Below are 16,075 nucleotides of genomic sequence, written 5' to 3'. Positions count from 1 at the left end.
AGATACAGAGGTCTTCTGCATGGGAGTCATCCTGCCTCATGTCAGATATCATTCTTGCCCGTGTTTCAGAAACCCTCTCCACTGAGCAATCTCTCGACAGTCTGGTGCGTCAGCTACTGGAAATGCTGGAAATTGTGACGGATATGGAATCAACCTACCTGACGAAAGTCGATATCAATGCGCGTTTGCAGCACATTTTATATGCCCGTAACAGCAAGCAAATGCAGATCCCTGAAGGGTTCAGCGTGCCCTGGGACGAAACACTGTGTAAGCGCGCCATCGACAGCGACACGTTGTTCAGTAACGAGGTGCCCGACCGCTGGCCGGAGTGTGAAGCGGCCAAAGCACTGGGCATTACAACCTATATGAGCGTGCCGGTTCACCTGGCTGACGGTTCTCTGTATGGCACGCTTTGCGCGGCCAGCACCGCACAGAAACAGTTCAGCGAGCGTGGCGAGCAGGTGATCAGACTCTTTGCCGGTTTAATTGGTCAGTACATTCAGAAAGAGTCGCTTGTGCTTCAGCTTCGCGAAGCAAATGCGGCGCTCATTGCCCACTCTTACACCGACGCCCTTACCGGCCTGCCGAATCGTCGCGCCATTTTTGAAAACCTTACCACCCTGTTCTCACTGGCGCGCCATCTTAACCGCAACGTCATGATGGCCTTTATTGACCTCGATGATTTCAAGCGAATCAATGACCAGTACGGGCATGAGGCGGGCGATCGCTTCCTTGTACAGGTCGGCAAGCGGCTGACTCACGAGCAAACGCAGGATGAGATTATTGGCCGGCTCGGCGGCGATGAATTTCTGGTTGCCAGCCTGAGTCACAGCGATGATGGCGACGCCAGCAAAGGGGTCAACGCAATCAAAACCCGCCTCAATGGTCTCATCGCGGGCGAATACGGGTTGGGTAATGCCACTATTATTTATCCCGGCGCAAGCCTTGGCGTCGTTATTGTTGATCCTCACCGCACTGATGAAGATAGCGCCCTGCGCACCGCAGACCTCGCGATGTATCAGGATAAAAAAGGAAAAAGCAAAACAGGCTTTGTCGCGTTAGATTAAAATCGTACACTCTACGGCCTTATACAAACTCAAACAGGTGATGGCATGAGAATAGGGATCCTCTTTCCGGTGGTTATTTTTATCACGGCGGTGGTGTTTTTAGGCTGGTTTTTCCTTGGTGGTTACGCCGCGCCGGGGGCTTAAATGAGAAAAACGACCATCATCATGCTGATTGTCGCCATCGTGGCCGTCGCCGGTACGCAGTTGGGCTGGTGGTAACGCCCAAAGTAAAAAGGCCGCCGTCAGGCAGCCTTTTTTAACTCAGGTCAGATTTAGCTTTTGATTTTTCTGTAGATAAACAGAACAACCAGGGCGCCAATCACCGCGACGACAAAGCTGCCGAAGTTGAAGCCATCAACTCTGCCAAAGCCGAACAGGGTACTGATCCAGCCACCGACGACTGCACCCACAATCCCCAGAATGATCGTGACGATGAAACCGCCGCCATCTTTGCCCGGCATAATCCACTTCGCCAGGATCCCCGCAATCAGCCCAAAGATAATCCAGGATAAAATTCCCATAGCTTTCCTCTCTGTATGGTTTTTGTCATTAAATCAACGACACAGAAAAGGATAGCACAGGATCTGAGAAAGGAAATTTGTGATAAGAATCACACGGTTCGTTTGATTAAAATATGAGCAGTAAAAAAATGCCGTTCCACACTCATCGTGGGGTTGCATCTTTTACTGAGAAAGATTATCTTTCTCATTACTGAATAGTTGAGCAAATCACTCAGGTATTCAGTACGACATTGCTCACATTGCTTCCAGTATTTCTTGCCCACTCTTGAGTGGGCTTTTTTTTGCCCGAACCCACCAAAATCTGGCGTTTCTTCAGTGGAGGTGAAACGCTATTCTCTGTGGCTACTGAACAACAAAAACGTTGATAACATGAACGTATCAAGCAAGTTTGTCATCTGCCTTAATCTTGTTTCTGCCAGTACGTTACTGCTACTGCTCTCAACACGGTTTGAGTGGTTCTGAGATGAAAGGAGCCTGGCATGGTGGCTTTCCTTTCGATTCCGTGCAGCCTCAACTCTCATACTTGTAGCTTTTATGACCTGTGTTAAGATCCCTGCACCTCAGGACGTGGTGGGACAACAGGAAAATGAAGAAGGCCATTGCCGTTGCTATCATCTCAACCTTTATGGTCGTCCTGTCGCTGTATGCGGTTAACGCCATTATCGCTGAGCAGCAAAAGAACCGGCAGAGGGAGATCTCCCACACGCTCTTAAGCTATTCTGAAGAGTTAACGCAAAATATCGCCAGTACGCTTAAAAATACCTCCGCGCAGGGATGCGATAGCGCCAGTCTGAACGTCTACCGAAAATTAAAGATGCGAAGTCTCTATTTCGCCGATGTGGGGTTTATTGAAAAGGGGAAAATCACCTGCACCGCGTTTTGGGGCAAGCTGGCAAATCCCATCGCCCTTCCCTCTGAGCTGCATAATACCCAGAACGGATTCAGCCTGGCGCAGTTTTCGCAGAAAGATTTCTTTGTCGGCAATGCGACAATCTATAACCACCTTATTATCTTCACCTCCCGTTCAGCCTACGATAAATTTGCCCCCGTTACCGCCAACTATTCGCTTCTTTCTTCCACTAAAGATTTCGGCCGCACCTTTTTCACCGTTACGCCGCCATCAGAAAACCTCAGCCGCTTACAGTCTCTGTTATTTACGCTGGCTGTGACGGAGTGCAGTACACGCTGGGATTTGTGCGTTACCGTCACACACCATGATGCCGGACTGGCTTCGCTCTCCCACGTAGTGATGGTGCTTCTGTGCCTGTTTTTATACTTTATCTGGGTATCCCTGACGCTGTTTTCTCTTCGACTTTATGAAGACCGACGTTCTCTGGAGCGAACGCTGGTCAAAGCGGTAAAAGCGAATACCATCAGCGTTCATTTTCAGCCTGTTATTCGGGTTGCTGATAAGAAAATCGTCGGGGTTGAAGTGTTATCAAGATGGCAGGATAACAATCACAAAGAGGTTTCTCCTGAGCTGTTTATCCCGTTAATTAAAAAAATTGGCCTGTATAACGTTTATTATCAGAACATGATAAAGAAATCCCTGGCGGAAATTGCCGCGCTGGCCGCTGAACATCAGTTAATGATTTCACTGAACGTTGGCCGGACGGAAATTGAAGATGGCAAATTCCTGGCGGTATTACGTCATGAATGCTCAGAGAACGCGATTCCCTTATCGCTAATCAAAGTTGAGTTATCCGAGAATGGCGTTTCCACCGCGGCCATCCTTGAAGAGTTTTGTGAGGAGCTTAAATCGGCAGGCGTCAAAATTTCAATAGACGATTTTGGTGTGCAAAACTCTAATCTGGCCAGGCTATCAAATCTCAAATATGACGAAATCAAGGTGGATAAGTCGTTAGTGGACGGCATCAGCGAGCACTATAAACAGGATATCCTGGTGATCTTCAGCGACGCGCTCGCTAAACTGCACAAAACCCTGGTTTTTGAAGGGGTTGAAAGCGAAACGCAATATCAGTTCATCGCGCAGAGATACCCCGATGCCCTCGTACAAGGCTGGTACTTTTCAAAGTCGCTAACCCGGCACGACCTCGCCAGGCTGCTGGCAGACTCAGCGCGATGACGCGTTATTCATTGCCCCACTGATTCAGGAAGTTCGCAATATCGTCAATGCGCGCTTCGTCTATCTCCGCCTGGACAGCCATCTCCCGCTGCGCCTCTTCACTGATTTCCTCATTATTGTATAAGCGAGTGAGCAGCAGCTGGAAATAGTGTGCCAGCGGCGTACGCTCTGCCTCTTCTACCGGTTTCGCCGTTTCGGTCGCATACTCGTCGACGATGTCATAATACTTGAGCGGGATATCATGGGTCATAGCGTTGTTTCCGTCTTGTGTGCATAAAAAACGGGAACCCTCAGGCTCCCGTTGTCATTTAACCCAGCGAGTGGATTACATGTTCGCGATAATCGCGTCGCCAAACTCTGAGCATTTCAGCAGTTTAGCGCCTTCCATCAGACGTTCAAAGTCATAGGTGACGGTTTTCGCGTTAATCGCGCCTTCCATACCCTTAACGATCAGGTCTGCGGCTTCGAACCATTCCATATGACGCAGCATCATCTCTGCGGACAGAATGATAGAGCCTGGGTTGACTTTGTCCTGGCCTGCGTATTTAGGTGCAGTACCGTGAGTTGCTTCGAACAGGGCGCACTCGTCACCGATGTTCGCGCCCGGGGCGATACCGATACCACCCACCTGTGCGGCCAGCGCATCGGAGATGTAGTCACCATTCAGGTTCATACAGGCGATCACGTCATACTCAGCAGGTCGTAGCAGGATCTGTTGCAGGAACGCATCGGCAATCACATCTTTAATGATGATCTCTTTACCGGTGTTCGGGTTCTTAATTTTCTGCCATGGGCCGCCGTCGATCAGTTCACCGCCGAACTCTTCGGTCGCCAGCTGGTAGCCCCAGTCTTTGAACGCGCCTTCGGTGAACTTCATGATGTTGCCTTTGTGAACCAGGGTCACAGAGTCACGATCGTTGGTGATAGCGTATTCGATGGCGGCACGCACCAGACGCTTGGTCCCTTCTTCGGAGCACGGCTTGATGCCGATGCCGCAATGCTCAGGGAAGCGAATTTTCTTCACACCCATCTCTTCGCGCAGGAATTTAATCACTTTTTCTGCATCAGCAGAGTCCGCTTTCCATTCGATACCGGCGTAGATGTCTTCTGAGTTTTCACGGAAGATAACCATGTCGGTCAGTTCCGGGTGCTTAACCGGGCTTGGGGTGCCCTGGTAGTAACGCACCGGACGCAGACACACATACAGATCCAGTTCCTGACGCAGCGCCACGTTCAGGGAGCGAATGCCGCCGCCAACTGGCGTGGTCAGAGGGCCTTTGATAGCAACGCGATAGTCGCGGATCAGGTCCAGCGTTTCGGCTGGCAGCCAGACGTCCTGGCCATAAACTTGAGTCGATTTTTCACCGGTGTAAATTTCCATCCAGGAAATTTTACGCTCGCCTTTGTAGGCTTTCTCAACAGCGGCATCAACCACTTTCAGCATTGCCGGGGTAACGTCTACGCCGATACCGTCGCCTTCAATGAACGGGATAATCGGGTTGTGAGGAACGTTAATCTTGCCGTTTTGCAGGGTGATCTTTTTACCTTCCGCCGGAACAACTACTTTGCTTTCCATTAACCTCTCCTTCGAGCGCTTCTGGTTGTTACTGATCTTATGTTAATAAATTGTAATGAGCCTTCCGATAGTACCTGATTGTCCGACGCCATGAAAGGTCTTCGTTATTAGGCTATAATGCGGCAATTGATAACGCCTGAAAATACCATGACGAAAACTTCTTTTAGAAAACAGCGGGTTGAGCGATTCAGCTCACGACAAGCCACCAGAAGAACGCCAGAACCCCAGCCAACGCGGGTCATACTGTTCAATAAACCCTACGATGTATTGCCGCAGTTCACCGACGAGGCCGGGCGCAGCACGCTGAAGGATTTTATCCCTGTACAGGGAGTCTACGCGGCGGGACGTCTGGATCGTGACAGCGAGGGGCTGCTGGTGCTCACCAATGACGGCGTGCTCCAGGCCAGGCTCACTCAGCCGGGCAAGCGTACCGGGAAAATTTACTTTGTGCAGGTTGAAGGCGAGCCGGACGACGCGTCGCTGGCAAAACTGCGTAACGGCGTAACGCTGAACGACGGTCCCACCCTGCCGGCTGGTATTGAGCGCGTGAATGAACCCGAGTGGTTGTGGCCGCGCAACCCGCCGATTCGTGAGCGGAAATCCATTCCCACCAGCTGGCTTAAAATCACCCTTTATGAAGGCCGCAACCGACAGGTCAGGCGCATGACTGCGCATGTGGGCTTCCCTACCCTGCGACTCATTCGCTATGCCATGGGCAGCTACACGCTGGACTCGCTGGCAAACGGGGAATGGCGGGATGTTACCCCTAAGGAGAACTGATGTTTAAACCTCATGTTACGGTCGCCTGCGTGGTCCATGCGCAGGGGAAATTCCTGGTGGTGGAAGAGACCATCAACGGCAAAGCGCTGTGGAACCAGCCTGCCGGGCATCTTGAAGCCTATGAAACCTTACGCCAGGCGGCAGCCCGTGAGCTGTGGGAGGAGACGGGTATCCGCGCCGAACCGCAGCATTTTATCCGTATGCATCAGTGGATAGCGCCTGACCAGACGCCTTTCCTGCGCTTCTTATTCGCCGTTGAACTTAACGAAACGTGCGCCACTAAACCGCACGACGACGATATCGATCGCTGCCTGTGGGTGACTGCCGAGGAGATCCTGAACGCGCCAAACCTGCGTTCACCGCTGGTGGCGGAAAGCATCCGCTGCTGGCAGTCTGCGGCGCGCCTGCCGCTGGATGTCATTGCAGAATTTAACTGGCCGTTTAGAGAGGGTGTCAATGGTGGGGGGGCGTGATAGAATACGCCGCCTTGAAGTTCAATGTCGTGAGTATTCCATGTCAGATAACAGCCAGAAAAAAGTAATCGTCGGCATGTCCGGCGGTGTCGATTCCTCCGTTTCCGCCTACCTGTTGCAGCAACAGGGCTATAAGGTGGAGGGCCTGTTCATGAAGAACTGGGAGGAAGACGATGGCGAGGAATACTGCACTGCCGCTGCGGATCTCGCCGATGCGCAGGCCGTGTGCGATAAGCTCGGCATCGAACTGCACACCGTTAACTTTGCCGCAGAATACTGGGACAACGTTTTTGAACTCTTCCTCGAAGAGTACAAAGCGGGCCGCACGCCAAACCCGGATATCCTGTGCAACAAAGAGATCAAATTCAAAGCCTTCCTGGAATTCGCCGCGGAAGACCTGGGCGCAGACTACATTGCGACCGGCCACTACGTGCGTCGCGCGGATGTGAATGGCAAAAGCCAGCTGCTGCGCGGCCTGGACGGCAACAAAGATCAGAGCTACTTCCTCTATACGCTGAGCCACGAACAGATTGCCCAGAGCCTGTTCCCGGTCGGCGAGCTTGAAAAGCCGGAAGTGCGTAAGATTGCTGAAGATCTGGATCTGATCACCGCGAAGAAAAAAGACTCCACCGGTATCTGTTTTATCGGCGAGCGTAAATTCCGCGAGTTCCTGGGGCGCTACCTGCCTGCACAGCCGGGCAAAATCGTCACCGTTGACGGTGATGAGATTGGTCAGCACCAGGGGCTGATGTACCACACTCTCGGCCAGCGTAAAGGTCTGGGTATCGGCGGCACCAAAGAGGGCAGCGAAGATCCGTGGTACGTGGTCGACAAAGACGTCGAAAACAATATTCTGGTTGTGGCTCAGGGTCACGACCACCCGCGCCTGATGTCCGTTGGACTGATCGCGCAACAGCTGCACTGGGTCGATCGCGAGCCGCTGAAAGGCACGCTACGCTGCACAGTGAAAACGCGCTACCGCCAGACGGACATCCCTTGCACCGTAACCGCACTGGATGACGATCGCATTGACGTGCGTTTCGACGAGCCGGTTTCCGCCGTTACCCCTGGCCAGTCTGCTGTTTTCTACAGCGGCGAAATTTGCCTCGGCGGTGGGATCATTGAACAGCGCCTGCCGCTGCCTGCTGTTTAAACCGTTTGCACACATAAAGGAGACCGTGTGGCGAAGAACTATTATGACATCACCCTGGCGCTGGCGGGAATTTGCCAGTCAGCCCGTCTGGTGCAACAGCTGGCGCATCAGGGTCATTGCGACGCTGATGCCCTGCACGTTTCACTCAACAGCGTTATCGATCTTAACCCAGGCTCCACGCTGGGCGTCTTTGGCGGCAGTGAAACCAATCTTCGTCTCGGTCTTGAAACTCTGCTCGGCGTGCTCAACGCCAGCAACCGTCAGGGGTTGAACGCGGAACTGACCCGCTACACCTTAAGCCTGATGGTACTGGAACGTAAGCTTAATGCGGCAAAAGGCGCAATGAATACCCTGGGCGACCGCATCGCCGGGCTACAGCGCCAGCTCGACCACTTTGACCTCCAGTCTGAGACCCTGCTCAGCGCGATGGCCGGTATCTACGTTGACGTGATTAGCCCGCTCGGCCCGCGTATTCAGGTCACCGGTTCGCCTGCCGTATTGCAAAGCCCACAGGTACAGGCGAAGGTACGCGCTTCGCTGCTGGCAGGCATCCGTGCCGCCGTGCTGTGGCAACAGGTCGGCGGTGGCCGCCTACAGTTAATGTTTTCTCGTCATCGCCTGACGACTCAGGCAAAACAAATTCTTGCTCATTGTTAACCTCCCGGAGTTGCGAATTATGGAATTATCCTCACTGACCGCCGTATCCCCTGTCGATGGACGCTACGGCGATAAAGTCAGCGCGCTGCGCGGGATCTTCAGCGAATATGGCCTGCTGAAGTTCCGTGTTCAGGTTGAAGTACGCTGGCTGCAAAAGCTGGCCGCCCAGACAGCAATCAAGGAAGTTCCTGCTTTTGACGCAAAGGCAAACGATTACCTTGATAAAATCGTTGCTGAGTTCAGCGAAGAAGATGCCGCGCGCATTAAAACCATCGAACGCACCACCAACCACGACGTGAAAGCGGTTGAATACTTCCTGAAAGAGAAAGTGGCAAGCGTCCCTGCCCTGCACGCGGTATCTGAATTTATTCACTTCGCCTGTACGTCTGAAGATATTAACAACCTGTCTCACGCGCTGATGCTCTCTACCGCGCGGAAAGAGGTAGTACTCCCTTACTGGCGTAAAATCATTGATGCGGTGAAAGCGCTGTCCGTGGAATACCGCGACATTCCGCTGCTGTCCCGTACTCACGGCCAGCCAGCAACCCCATCCACCATGGGTAAAGAGATGGCGAACGTGGCGTACCGCATGGAGCGCCAGTATCGTCAGCTGGAGCAGGTTGAGATCCTCGGCAAAATCAACGGCGCGGTGGGTAACTACAACGCCCACATCGCCGCGTACCCGGAAGTGGACTGGCACCAGTTCAGCGAAGAGTTTGTGACCTCTCTGGGGATCCAGTGGAACCCGTACACCACCCAGATTGAGCCGCACGACTACATCGCCGAGCTGTTTGACTGCATTGCGCGCTTCAACACCATCCTGATCGACTTCGATCGTGACGTATGGGGTTACATCGCCCTGAACCACTTCAAGCAGAAGACTATCGCCGGGGAAATCGGTTCGTCCACCATGCCGCACAAAGTGAACCCAATCGACTTCGAAAACTCCGAAGGTAACCTGGGTCTGGCGAATGCCGTGTTGCAGCATATGGCGAGCAAGCTGCCGGTATCCCGCTGGCAGCGCGACCTGACTGACTCCACGGTGCTGCGTAACCTGGGCGTAGGTATTGGCTACGCGCTGATCGCCTACCAGTCCACCCTGAAAGGTGTGAGCAAACTGGAAGTTAACCGCGACCGTCTGCTGGACGAGCTGGATCACAACTGGGAAGTGCTGGCGGAGCCGATTCAGACCGTGATGCGTCGTTACGGCATCGAAAAACCGTACGAGAAACTCAAAGAGCTGACCCGCGGTAAACGCGTTGATGCTGAAGGTATGAAACAGTTTATCGACGGTCTGGCGCTGCCAGAAGAAGAAAAAGCGCGCCTGAAAGAGATGACCCCGGCAAACTATATTGGCCGTGCCATCGCTATGGTTGACGAGCTGAAGTAATCGCCCTTCCCCCTTTCCTTCCGGAAAGGGGGCTGCTTTACATCATCGAGCCGACGTTTTCACGTCACATTACCTGTTTTGCCGGGATTAAAGCCTGCCGTCAGGCTGATTGTTATTTTTTGCCGTGGAATAACTTTCCGGAATATACCGTTTTAAGCCGAACGGGCACAGTTTGAACTGGCACGGGGTTTCAGCCGTGCACGGGCGATCCATCTCCTGTCGGTTTCCTGGACACGCGTTTTTCTGTTTGAACCCCATCCAGCCTATTGATGTAAAGGGCATTGCCTGCGCTATCCATACTCTACGCCGCCGATCGTTAATCAGGATCCCCTGGTTTGAAGTGGTGATGATTTCACCTGTACGAACGTAATAATCTCCCTTTAACCACAGGATATAATTCAGGCCATACTGTGTTTCAACTTTGCAAAAGATGGTTCCGCTTTCCGGGCTCGCAATAGTCTCAACAACCTTCCATTCCATAAAGTCCTCTTTACTCGCTATATTGCTGTTTTGTTGTGTAAAAATGCTGCTTTTCTGGCACATCTTATGCAAATCTAATTTCGCACCATAAAATAAGCGTAGACAAAGCCAGGCATAGTGAGAACATCCTTACAAAAAAAAGGGCAATACTTACAAAACTGGCGTGCCCGTGCTGTCTAAAAAGCGACTCGCCTTCAACAGTTCATAAACGGATGGCTGTTTTATCGGGATTGCGAAAGCTTGCGAAAACAAGTCAGTTTATATTACCCGCGCCTGCTGGGGGCGCATGAGGCTTACGTGAGTTGGGTGGGTGATATGAACCAGGCTCAGGTCAACATACTTAATAATCAGGTGCCTGGCGTCATCCCCCCCTGTGTTCGGGAGCATGAAAAAATCATTTAATTTCATTGCGCTGGTGTCAACCTGAATAATCAGCGTTAAACTATTCATACCATTTATAAAGGGAGAAGTGATGATGCGCGTACTGGTTGTTGAGGATAACGCATTGCTACGTCATCACCTGAAAGTTCAACTTCAGGAGATGGGTCATCAGGTGGATGATGCTGAAGACGCAAAAGAGGCCGATTATTATCTCAATGAACACCTGCCGGACATCGCCATTGTCGATTTAGGGCTGCCGGATGAAGACGGATTGTCCCTTATCCGCCGCTGGCGTAGCCATGACGTTTCCCTGCCGGTGCTGGTGCTGACTGCCCGCGAAGGCTGGCAGGACAAGGTTGAAGTCCTGAGCGCTGGCGCGGATGACTACGTGACCAAACCCTTCCATATTGAAGAAGTCGCTGCGCGTATGCAGGCGCTGCTGCGCCGCAACAGCGGGCTGGCGTCACAGGTTATCTCTCTGCCGCCGTTCCAGGTGGACCTCTCTCGCCGCGAATTTTCTATTAATGATGAAGTGATCAAGCTGACCGCATTCGAATACACCATCATGGAAACGCTGATCCGTAACAACGGTAAAGTGGTGAGCAAAGATTCCCTTATGCTTCAGCTCTATCCGGATGCCGAGCTGCGCGAAAGCCACACCATTGACGTACTGATGGGTCGCCTGCGTAAAAAAATTCAGGCGCAGTACCCGCATGACGTGATCACCACCGTGCGTGGTCAGGGCTACCTGTTCGAATTACGCTAAATGAAAGGGATATTGCGCCACATTTTACCCCTTTCGCTGCGGGTTCGCTTTTTGCTGGCAACCGCCGCCGTCGTGCTGGTGCTGTCGCTCTCTTACGGGATGGTGGCGTTGGTCGGTTATAGCGTGAGCTTCGATAAAACCACCTTCCGCCTGCTTCGCGGCGAAAGTAACCTGTTTTATACCCTGGCGAAGTGGGAAAACAACCGAATCACCGTCGAGATGCCGGAAAACCTGAATCAGCAGAGCCCGACGCTGGCGCTGATCTATGATGAAAAAGGGAAATTGCTTTGGGCCCAGCGCGATGTCCCGTGGTTGAAAAAGCGCATCCGTCCGGAATGGCTGAAAACCAACGGTTTTCATGAAATAGAAGCCGACCTCAACTCCACCAGCAGCCTGCTGCGTGACGATCGCGCCTTACAGATCAAGCTTAATGAGATCCGTGCCGAAGATGACGACACGGAGATGACCCACTCTGTGGCCATCAACCTTTACCCCGCCACCCTGAACATGCCGCAGTTAACCATTGTGGTGATAGATACCATACCGGTTGAGCTGAAACGCTCGTATATGGTCTGGAACTGGTTTGTGTATGTTCTGGCTGCCAACCTGCTGCTGGTGATCCCTCTCCTGTGGGTTGCTGCGTGGTGGAGCCTCCGCCCGATTGAATCCCTTGCCAAAGAGGTGCGCGAGCTGGAGGAACATCACCGCGAGAAGCTAAACCCGGAGACCACGCGTGAGCTGACCAGCCTGGTGCGCAACCTCAACCGCCTGCTGAAAAGCGAACGTGAACGCTACGACAAGTATCGCACGACGCTCACCGACCTTACGCACAGCCTAAAAACCCCGCTGGCCGTGATGCAGAGTACCCTGCGTTCCATGCGCAGTTCGAAAATGAGCGTGGATGACGCCGAGCCGGTGATGCTGGAACAAATCAGCCGTATTTCACAGCAGATCGGCTATTACCTGCACCGCGCGAGCATGCGTTCCGGAAGCGCCCTGTTGAGCCGTGAACTGCACCCGGTAGCCCCGCTGCTGGATAACCTCACCTCTGCGCTGAACAAGGTGTACCAGCGTAAAGGGGTCAACATCAGTCTGGATATCTCACCGGAAATTAGCTTTGTCGGTGAGAAAAATGACTTTATGGAAGTGATGGGAAACCTGCTCGATAACGCCTGCAAATATTGTCTGGAGTTTGTCGAGGTGTCCGCGCGGGTAACGGATAACGAACTGCATATTATCGTTGAGGATGATGGTCCTGGCATTCCCCGTAATAAACGCGAAGTGGTGTTCGATCGCGGCCAGCGCGCCGATACGCTGCGGCCAGGCCAGGGCGTCGGATTATCCGTCGCCAGGGAAATCGTCGATCAGTACGAGGGCAAGATTGAAACCGGTGAAAGTTTGCTGGGCGGTGCCCGTATGGAAGTCATTTTTGGCCGCCAGCATCCCGTATCGAACGATAGTTGACCCGAAATGTGAAAAATACGCGGATCTCGCAGTCAGGGGGCGGTGCTTCCGTTATAATCCGTCTCAGTAAGAGCCTGCGGAATACAAAAATATGGATTATCAATTAACGCTTAACTGGCCCGAATTTATTGAACGTTACTGGCAAAAACGCCCGGTCGTTCTTAAACGCGGGATCAGCAATTTTATCGACCCTATTTCTCCTGACGAACTCGCTGGTCTGGCGATGGAAAACGAGGTAGACAGCCGTCTGGTGAGCCACCAGGATGGGAAATGGCAGGTCAGCCACGGTCCCTTTGAAAGCTACGATCACCTGGGCGAAAACAACTGGTCTTTACTGGTGCAGGCGGTCAACAACTGGCACGAACCCACCGCAGCCTTAATGCGTCCCTTCCGCGCCCTGCCAGACTGGCGAATGGACGATCTGATGATCTCCTTCTCCGTTCCCGGTGGCGGCGTGGGTCCGCATCTGGATCAGTACGACGTGTTTATCATTCAGGGTACCGGTCGCCGTCGCTGGCGCGTGGGCGAAAAAGTGCCAATGAAGCAGCACTGCCCGCACCCGGATCTGCTTCAGGTTGATCCGTTTGAAGGGATCATTGATGAAGAGCTGGAGCCAGGTGACATTCTTTATATCCCACCGGGCTTCCCGCATGAAGGTTATTCCCTGGAAAACTCGCTGAACTATTCGGTTGGTTTCCGCGCGCCAAGCGGGCGCGAGATGATCAGCGGATTTGCTGACTATGTTTTACAGCGTGAGCTGGGCAGCTACCGTTACAGCGATCCGGACGTTCCGGCGCGTGAGCACCCGGCGGATATTCTGCCAGAGGAGCTGGATAAGCTGCGCGGGATGATGCTGGATCTGATCAACGAACCGGAGCACTTCAGACAGTGGTTTGGCGAGTTTATCAGCCAGTCGCGTCACGAACTGGACGTCGCACCACCAGAGCCGCCGTATCAGGCAGATGAAATCTATGATGCGCTCCAGCAGGGCGATAAGCTGGTTCGTCTGGGCGGATTACGCGTACTACGCATTGGCGAAGAGGTATTCGTCAACGGCGAGCGCCTGGACTCTCCGCATCGCCCGGCGCTGGAAGCGATTGCCAGCCATATGGTGCTGACTGCGGATACCTTTGGCGACGCACTGGACGATCCCTCCTTCCTCGCCATGCTGGCCGCGCTGGTGAACAGCGGGTACTGGTTTTTTGAGGACTGAGCCGCTTTAATGCCCGGTGACGCTGCGCTTACCGGGCCTACGATCGAAATGTAGGCCGGGTAAGGCGTAGCCGCCACCCGGCTTTGTTTTACTTCCGCTCCCCCGCCGCAAAATCCTCAATCTCACCCGCCCAGTCTGCCGGATATAACCCTTCCCGCACGTCCCGATGAAACGTTGAATATGGCCAGTCGACGACTTTCCCGACATAGCCATGCTTCAGCGGATTCATGTAGACGTAATCCATATACCGCCGATAATCCTGCTCATTGCGAATAGTGTGCTCCCAGAAACGCGGTTGCCAGACGTGGCGCATTTCAATGTTGCGGCTAAACGTTTTTTTGATGTCGCGCCAGCGCGCTGAAAAGTCACTGTCTCCTTCCGGCAGGGTCCAGATACAGTGCATATGTTCAGGCAGGATAACCCAGGCGTTAATGGTAAAGGGCTTCGCACGCTTAACCGTGGCGGTAGCGGAACGCAGGCTGTCGATGTGGCGAGTAAGTAAATCGCTCTGGCGGTTTTGCAGATTGACGGTGAAAAACCAGGTCCCACCGGGGATGTAGTGGCGGCGGTAGTTTGACATTGGCACTCCTTGCCCATTGCCCGGTGGCGCTGCGCTTACCGGGCCTACGATCGAAATGTAGGCCGGGTAAGGCGTAGCCGCCACCCGGCATAAAACATTACCGCTTCGCGGTTAACTCCGCTATCCGCACGATCACCTGCACCGCTTTCTCCATCCCTTCCAGCGTCACGAATTCATGCTTGCCGTGGTAGTTATATCCACCGGTAAACAGGTTCGGGCACGGCAGGCCCATAAACGACAGCTGTGAACCATCGGTACCGCCACGGATCGGTTTCATCACCGGCTCGATGTCACAATCGCGCATCGCCTGCTGGGCGATATCAAGAATATGCGGATGCTCCATCACCTTATCGCGCATATTGTAATAGCTATCTTCGATGATGAGTTCAATATAGCAATCCGGATGTAGCCCCTTGCCGACCTTTTTCGCGATTTCCATCATCTTACGCTTGCGCGCTTCAAAGGCTTTGCGGTCGAAATCGCGGACAATATAGTGCATCTGCGCGCTGTCCACGGTCCCCTTGATGCTGGTCAGATGATAAAAACCCTCATACCCTTCCGTCATCTCCGGGCTCTCTTCGGCGGGCACTTCCGCATGAATACGCGCAGCCAGCGACAGCGCATTTACCATCACCCCCTTCGCAGACCCCGGGTGCACGTTATTCCCGACGATTTTGATCGTTACCGATGCTGCGTTAAAGTTTTCATACTCAAGTTCACCCACGCCGCCACCGTCAACGGTGTAGGCCCACTGCGCGTTAAACGCCTCAACGTCAAAGTGTTTTGCGCCTTTTCCAACCTCTTCATCCGGCGTGAAGGCCACGCGGATATCGCCATGTGGGATATTTTTGCCCTTCAGCACCGCCAGCGCAGTCATGATCTCGGCGATGCCCGCTTTGTCATCGGCCCCCAGCAAGGTTTTGCCGTCAGTGGTGATTAACGTCTGCCCCAGCAGCTGATGCAGTACCGGGAACATCACCGGCGACAGCACTTCGTCGCCAATGCCCAGCGCAATATCACCGCCGCGGTAGTTTTCAACAATCTGCGGGTTTACGTGTTTACCGCTAAAATCAGGTGAGGTATCGACATGAGAAATAAAGCCAATTGCCGGGATATCGCCGTCAATATTCGCCGGCAGTGTTCCCATCACGGTCCCTTTTTCGCTGAGCGTGACATCAACCAGCCCCATGGCCTCCAGCTGCTCTTTCAGCAGATTTAGCAGCTTCCACTGGCCTTCGGTGCTTGGCACCTGTCGGACCCCCGGCTTAGATTGGGTATCCAGCGAAACGTAATGTAAGAAACGCTCAAGTAGTTTATCCATGCAGTCACCCTCACTTTTTGTGACAACATTATCATTAAGCAGCAAAACGCAAATATTGCGTCAGGTCACTTTTATCCCGCAAACGAGAACTTTTTACGTTTATATCGTTGTGCGTTAATAAATGTAGCTTATGAATAAGTGAGAAGGATTGGCGATTCAATGGGTTT

Annotated in this window: 19 protein-coding genes; 13 read left to right on the top strand and 6 right to left on the bottom strand. The window is 53.1% G+C overall.

All coding sequences use genetic code 11. The features are described from left to right. Nucleotides 1-38 precede the first annotated feature (38 nt). From IM290_RS09805 to yoaJ, 3 genes are read left to right on the top strand one after another with little or no spacing between them, the layout of a single operon-like run. Nucleotides 39-1,067, top strand: a complete 1,029-nt coding sequence (locus IM290_RS09805) for a sensor domain-containing diguanylate cyclase (protein WP_193041544.1) — start codon at nucleotides 39-41, stop codon at nucleotides 1,065-1,067. A gap of 45 nt (nucleotides 1,068-1,112) precedes the next feature. Further along, nucleotides 1,113-1,211 carry a YoaK family small membrane protein gene (locus IM290_RS09800; protein WP_015570793.1) on the top strand — a complete coding sequence of 33 codons (99 nt, stop codon included), beginning with the start codon at nucleotides 1,113-1,115 and terminating at the stop codon, nucleotides 1,209-1,211. Further along, nucleotides 1,212-1,286: a protein YoaJ gene (yoaJ, locus tag IM290_RS21800; protein ID WP_015570794.1), complete on the top strand. Its 75-nt coding sequence runs from the start codon at nucleotides 1,212-1,214 to the stop codon at nucleotides 1,284-1,286. It begins immediately after the preceding gene. A gap of 53 nt (nucleotides 1,287-1,339) precedes the next feature. Here yoaJ and IM290_RS09790 read toward each other — a convergent pair whose 3' ends face one another. Then, entirely contained in the window at nucleotides 1,340-1,588 is a 249-nt protein-coding gene (locus tag IM290_RS09790; RefSeq protein ID WP_003857896.1) for a GlsB/YeaQ/YmgE family stress response membrane protein, read from the bottom strand. A gap of 369 nt (nucleotides 1,589-1,957) precedes the next feature. Here IM290_RS09790 and yncL point away from each other — a divergent pair, with 369 nt between their 5' ends. Further along, nucleotides 1,958-2,050: a stress response membrane protein YncL gene (gene yncL, locus IM290_RS09785; RefSeq protein ID WP_071524166.1), complete on the top strand. Its 93-nt coding sequence runs from the start codon at nucleotides 1,958-1,960 to the stop codon at nucleotides 2,048-2,050. A gap of 124 nt (nucleotides 2,051-2,174) precedes the next feature. Further along, nucleotides 2,175-3,674 (top strand): cyclic diguanylate phosphodiesterase, encoded by a 1,500-nt coding sequence (locus IM290_RS09780; protein ID WP_193041543.1) that lies wholly within the window; start codon nucleotides 2,175-2,177, stop codon nucleotides 3,672-3,674. A 4-nt stretch (nucleotides 3,675-3,678) separates the two neighbouring features. Here the strand turns inward: IM290_RS09780 and IM290_RS09775 are convergent, their stop codons facing one another. Both IM290_RS09775 and icd read right to left on the bottom strand, forming a co-directional pair. After that, nucleotides 3,679-3,924, bottom strand: a complete 246-nt coding sequence (locus IM290_RS09775) for a YmjA family protein (protein ID WP_022650806.1) — start codon at nucleotides 3,922-3,924, stop codon at nucleotides 3,679-3,681. A 75-nt stretch (nucleotides 3,925-3,999) separates the two neighbouring features. After that, a complete protein-coding gene (icd, locus tag IM290_RS09770; RefSeq protein WP_003857898.1) occupies nucleotides 4,000-5,250 on the bottom strand; it encodes an NADP-dependent isocitrate dehydrogenase in 1,251 nt (416 codons plus the stop codon). Nucleotides 5,251-5,367: 117 nt separating this feature from the next. Between icd and rluE the strand changes: the two genes are divergently transcribed. Genes rluE through purB form a run of 5 tightly spaced genes read left to right on the top strand, consistent with a single transcriptional unit; the run spans nucleotide 5,368 to nucleotide 9,703 of the window. After that, complete coding sequence (rluE, locus tag IM290_RS09765; RefSeq protein ID WP_193041542.1) at nucleotides 5,368-6,030, top strand: 23S rRNA pseudouridine(2457) synthase RluE; 663 nt, start codon at nucleotides 5,368-5,370, stop codon at nucleotides 6,028-6,030. Continuing rightward, complete coding sequence (locus IM290_RS09760) at nucleotides 6,030-6,503, top strand: NUDIX domain-containing protein (protein WP_193041541.1); 474 nt, start codon at nucleotides 6,030-6,032, stop codon at nucleotides 6,501-6,503. Before rluE ends, IM290_RS09760 begins: the two co-directional genes overlap by 1 nt. 40 nt (nucleotides 6,504-6,543) lie before the next feature. Continuing rightward, complete coding sequence (mnmA, locus tag IM290_RS09755) at nucleotides 6,544-7,656, top strand: tRNA 2-thiouridine(34) synthase MnmA (RefSeq protein ID WP_032103856.1); 1,113 nt, start codon at nucleotides 6,544-6,546, stop codon at nucleotides 7,654-7,656. A gap of 27 nt (nucleotides 7,657-7,683) precedes the next feature. Beyond that, the gene (hflD, locus tag IM290_RS09750) at nucleotides 7,684-8,313 is read left to right on the top strand and encodes a high frequency lysogenization protein HflD (protein ID WP_006809213.1); all 630 of its coding nucleotides are present in this window, start codon (nucleotides 7,684-7,686) and stop codon (nucleotides 8,311-8,313) included. Nucleotides 8,314-8,332: 19 nt separating this feature from the next. Beyond that, nucleotides 8,333-9,703, top strand: a complete 1,371-nt coding sequence (purB, locus tag IM290_RS09745; protein WP_017693620.1) for an adenylosuccinate lyase — start codon at nucleotides 8,333-8,335, stop codon at nucleotides 9,701-9,703. An 87-nt stretch (nucleotides 9,704-9,790) separates the two neighbouring features. Here the strand turns inward: purB and IM290_RS09740 are convergent, their stop codons facing one another. Continuing rightward, nucleotides 9,791-10,183 carry a hypothetical protein gene (locus IM290_RS09740; RefSeq protein ID WP_023303483.1) on the bottom strand — a complete coding sequence of 131 codons (393 nt, stop codon included), beginning with the start codon at nucleotides 10,181-10,183 and terminating at the stop codon, nucleotides 9,791-9,793. Nucleotides 10,184-10,658: 475 nt separating this feature from the next. Between IM290_RS09740 and phoP the strand changes: the two genes are divergently transcribed. The 3 genes from phoP (at nucleotide 10,659) to IM290_RS09725 (ending at nucleotide 14,007) form a co-directional block, all read left to right on the top strand. Then, complete coding sequence (gene phoP, locus IM290_RS09735) at nucleotides 10,659-11,330, top strand: two-component system response regulator PhoP (RefSeq protein WP_026094318.1); 672 nt, start codon at nucleotides 10,659-10,661, stop codon at nucleotides 11,328-11,330. Next, the gene (phoQ, locus tag IM290_RS09730; RefSeq protein ID WP_015570801.1) at nucleotides 11,331-12,794 is read left to right on the top strand and encodes a two-component system sensor histidine kinase PhoQ; all 1,464 of its coding nucleotides are present in this window, start codon (nucleotides 11,331-11,333) and stop codon (nucleotides 12,792-12,794) included. A gap of 91 nt (nucleotides 12,795-12,885) precedes the next feature. Next, entirely contained in the window at nucleotides 12,886-14,007 is a 1,122-nt protein-coding gene (locus IM290_RS09725) for a cupin domain-containing protein (RefSeq protein ID WP_017384706.1), read from the top strand. An 88-nt stretch (nucleotides 14,008-14,095) separates the two neighbouring features. Here the strand turns inward: IM290_RS09725 and IM290_RS09720 are convergent, their stop codons facing one another. Both IM290_RS09720 and pepT read right to left on the bottom strand, forming a co-directional pair. After that, nucleotides 14,096-14,587 carry a transposase gene (locus IM290_RS09720; RefSeq protein WP_193041540.1) on the bottom strand — a complete coding sequence of 164 codons (492 nt, stop codon included), beginning with the start codon at nucleotides 14,585-14,587 and terminating at the stop codon, nucleotides 14,096-14,098. 97 nt (nucleotides 14,588-14,684) lie between these two features. Then, entirely contained in the window at nucleotides 14,685-15,908 is a 1,224-nt protein-coding gene (gene pepT, locus IM290_RS09715) for a peptidase T (protein ID WP_006809220.1), read from the bottom strand. Nucleotides 15,909-16,075 lie beyond the last annotated feature (167 nt).

This window comes from Enterobacter cloacae complex sp. S1 (assembly GCF_014930525.1).
In the GTDB taxonomy this organism is placed as follows: Bacteria; Pseudomonadota; Gammaproteobacteria; order Enterobacterales; family Enterobacteriaceae; genus Enterobacter; species Enterobacter hormaechei_C.
This window is presented reverse-complemented; position numbering and strand designations above follow the sequence as displayed.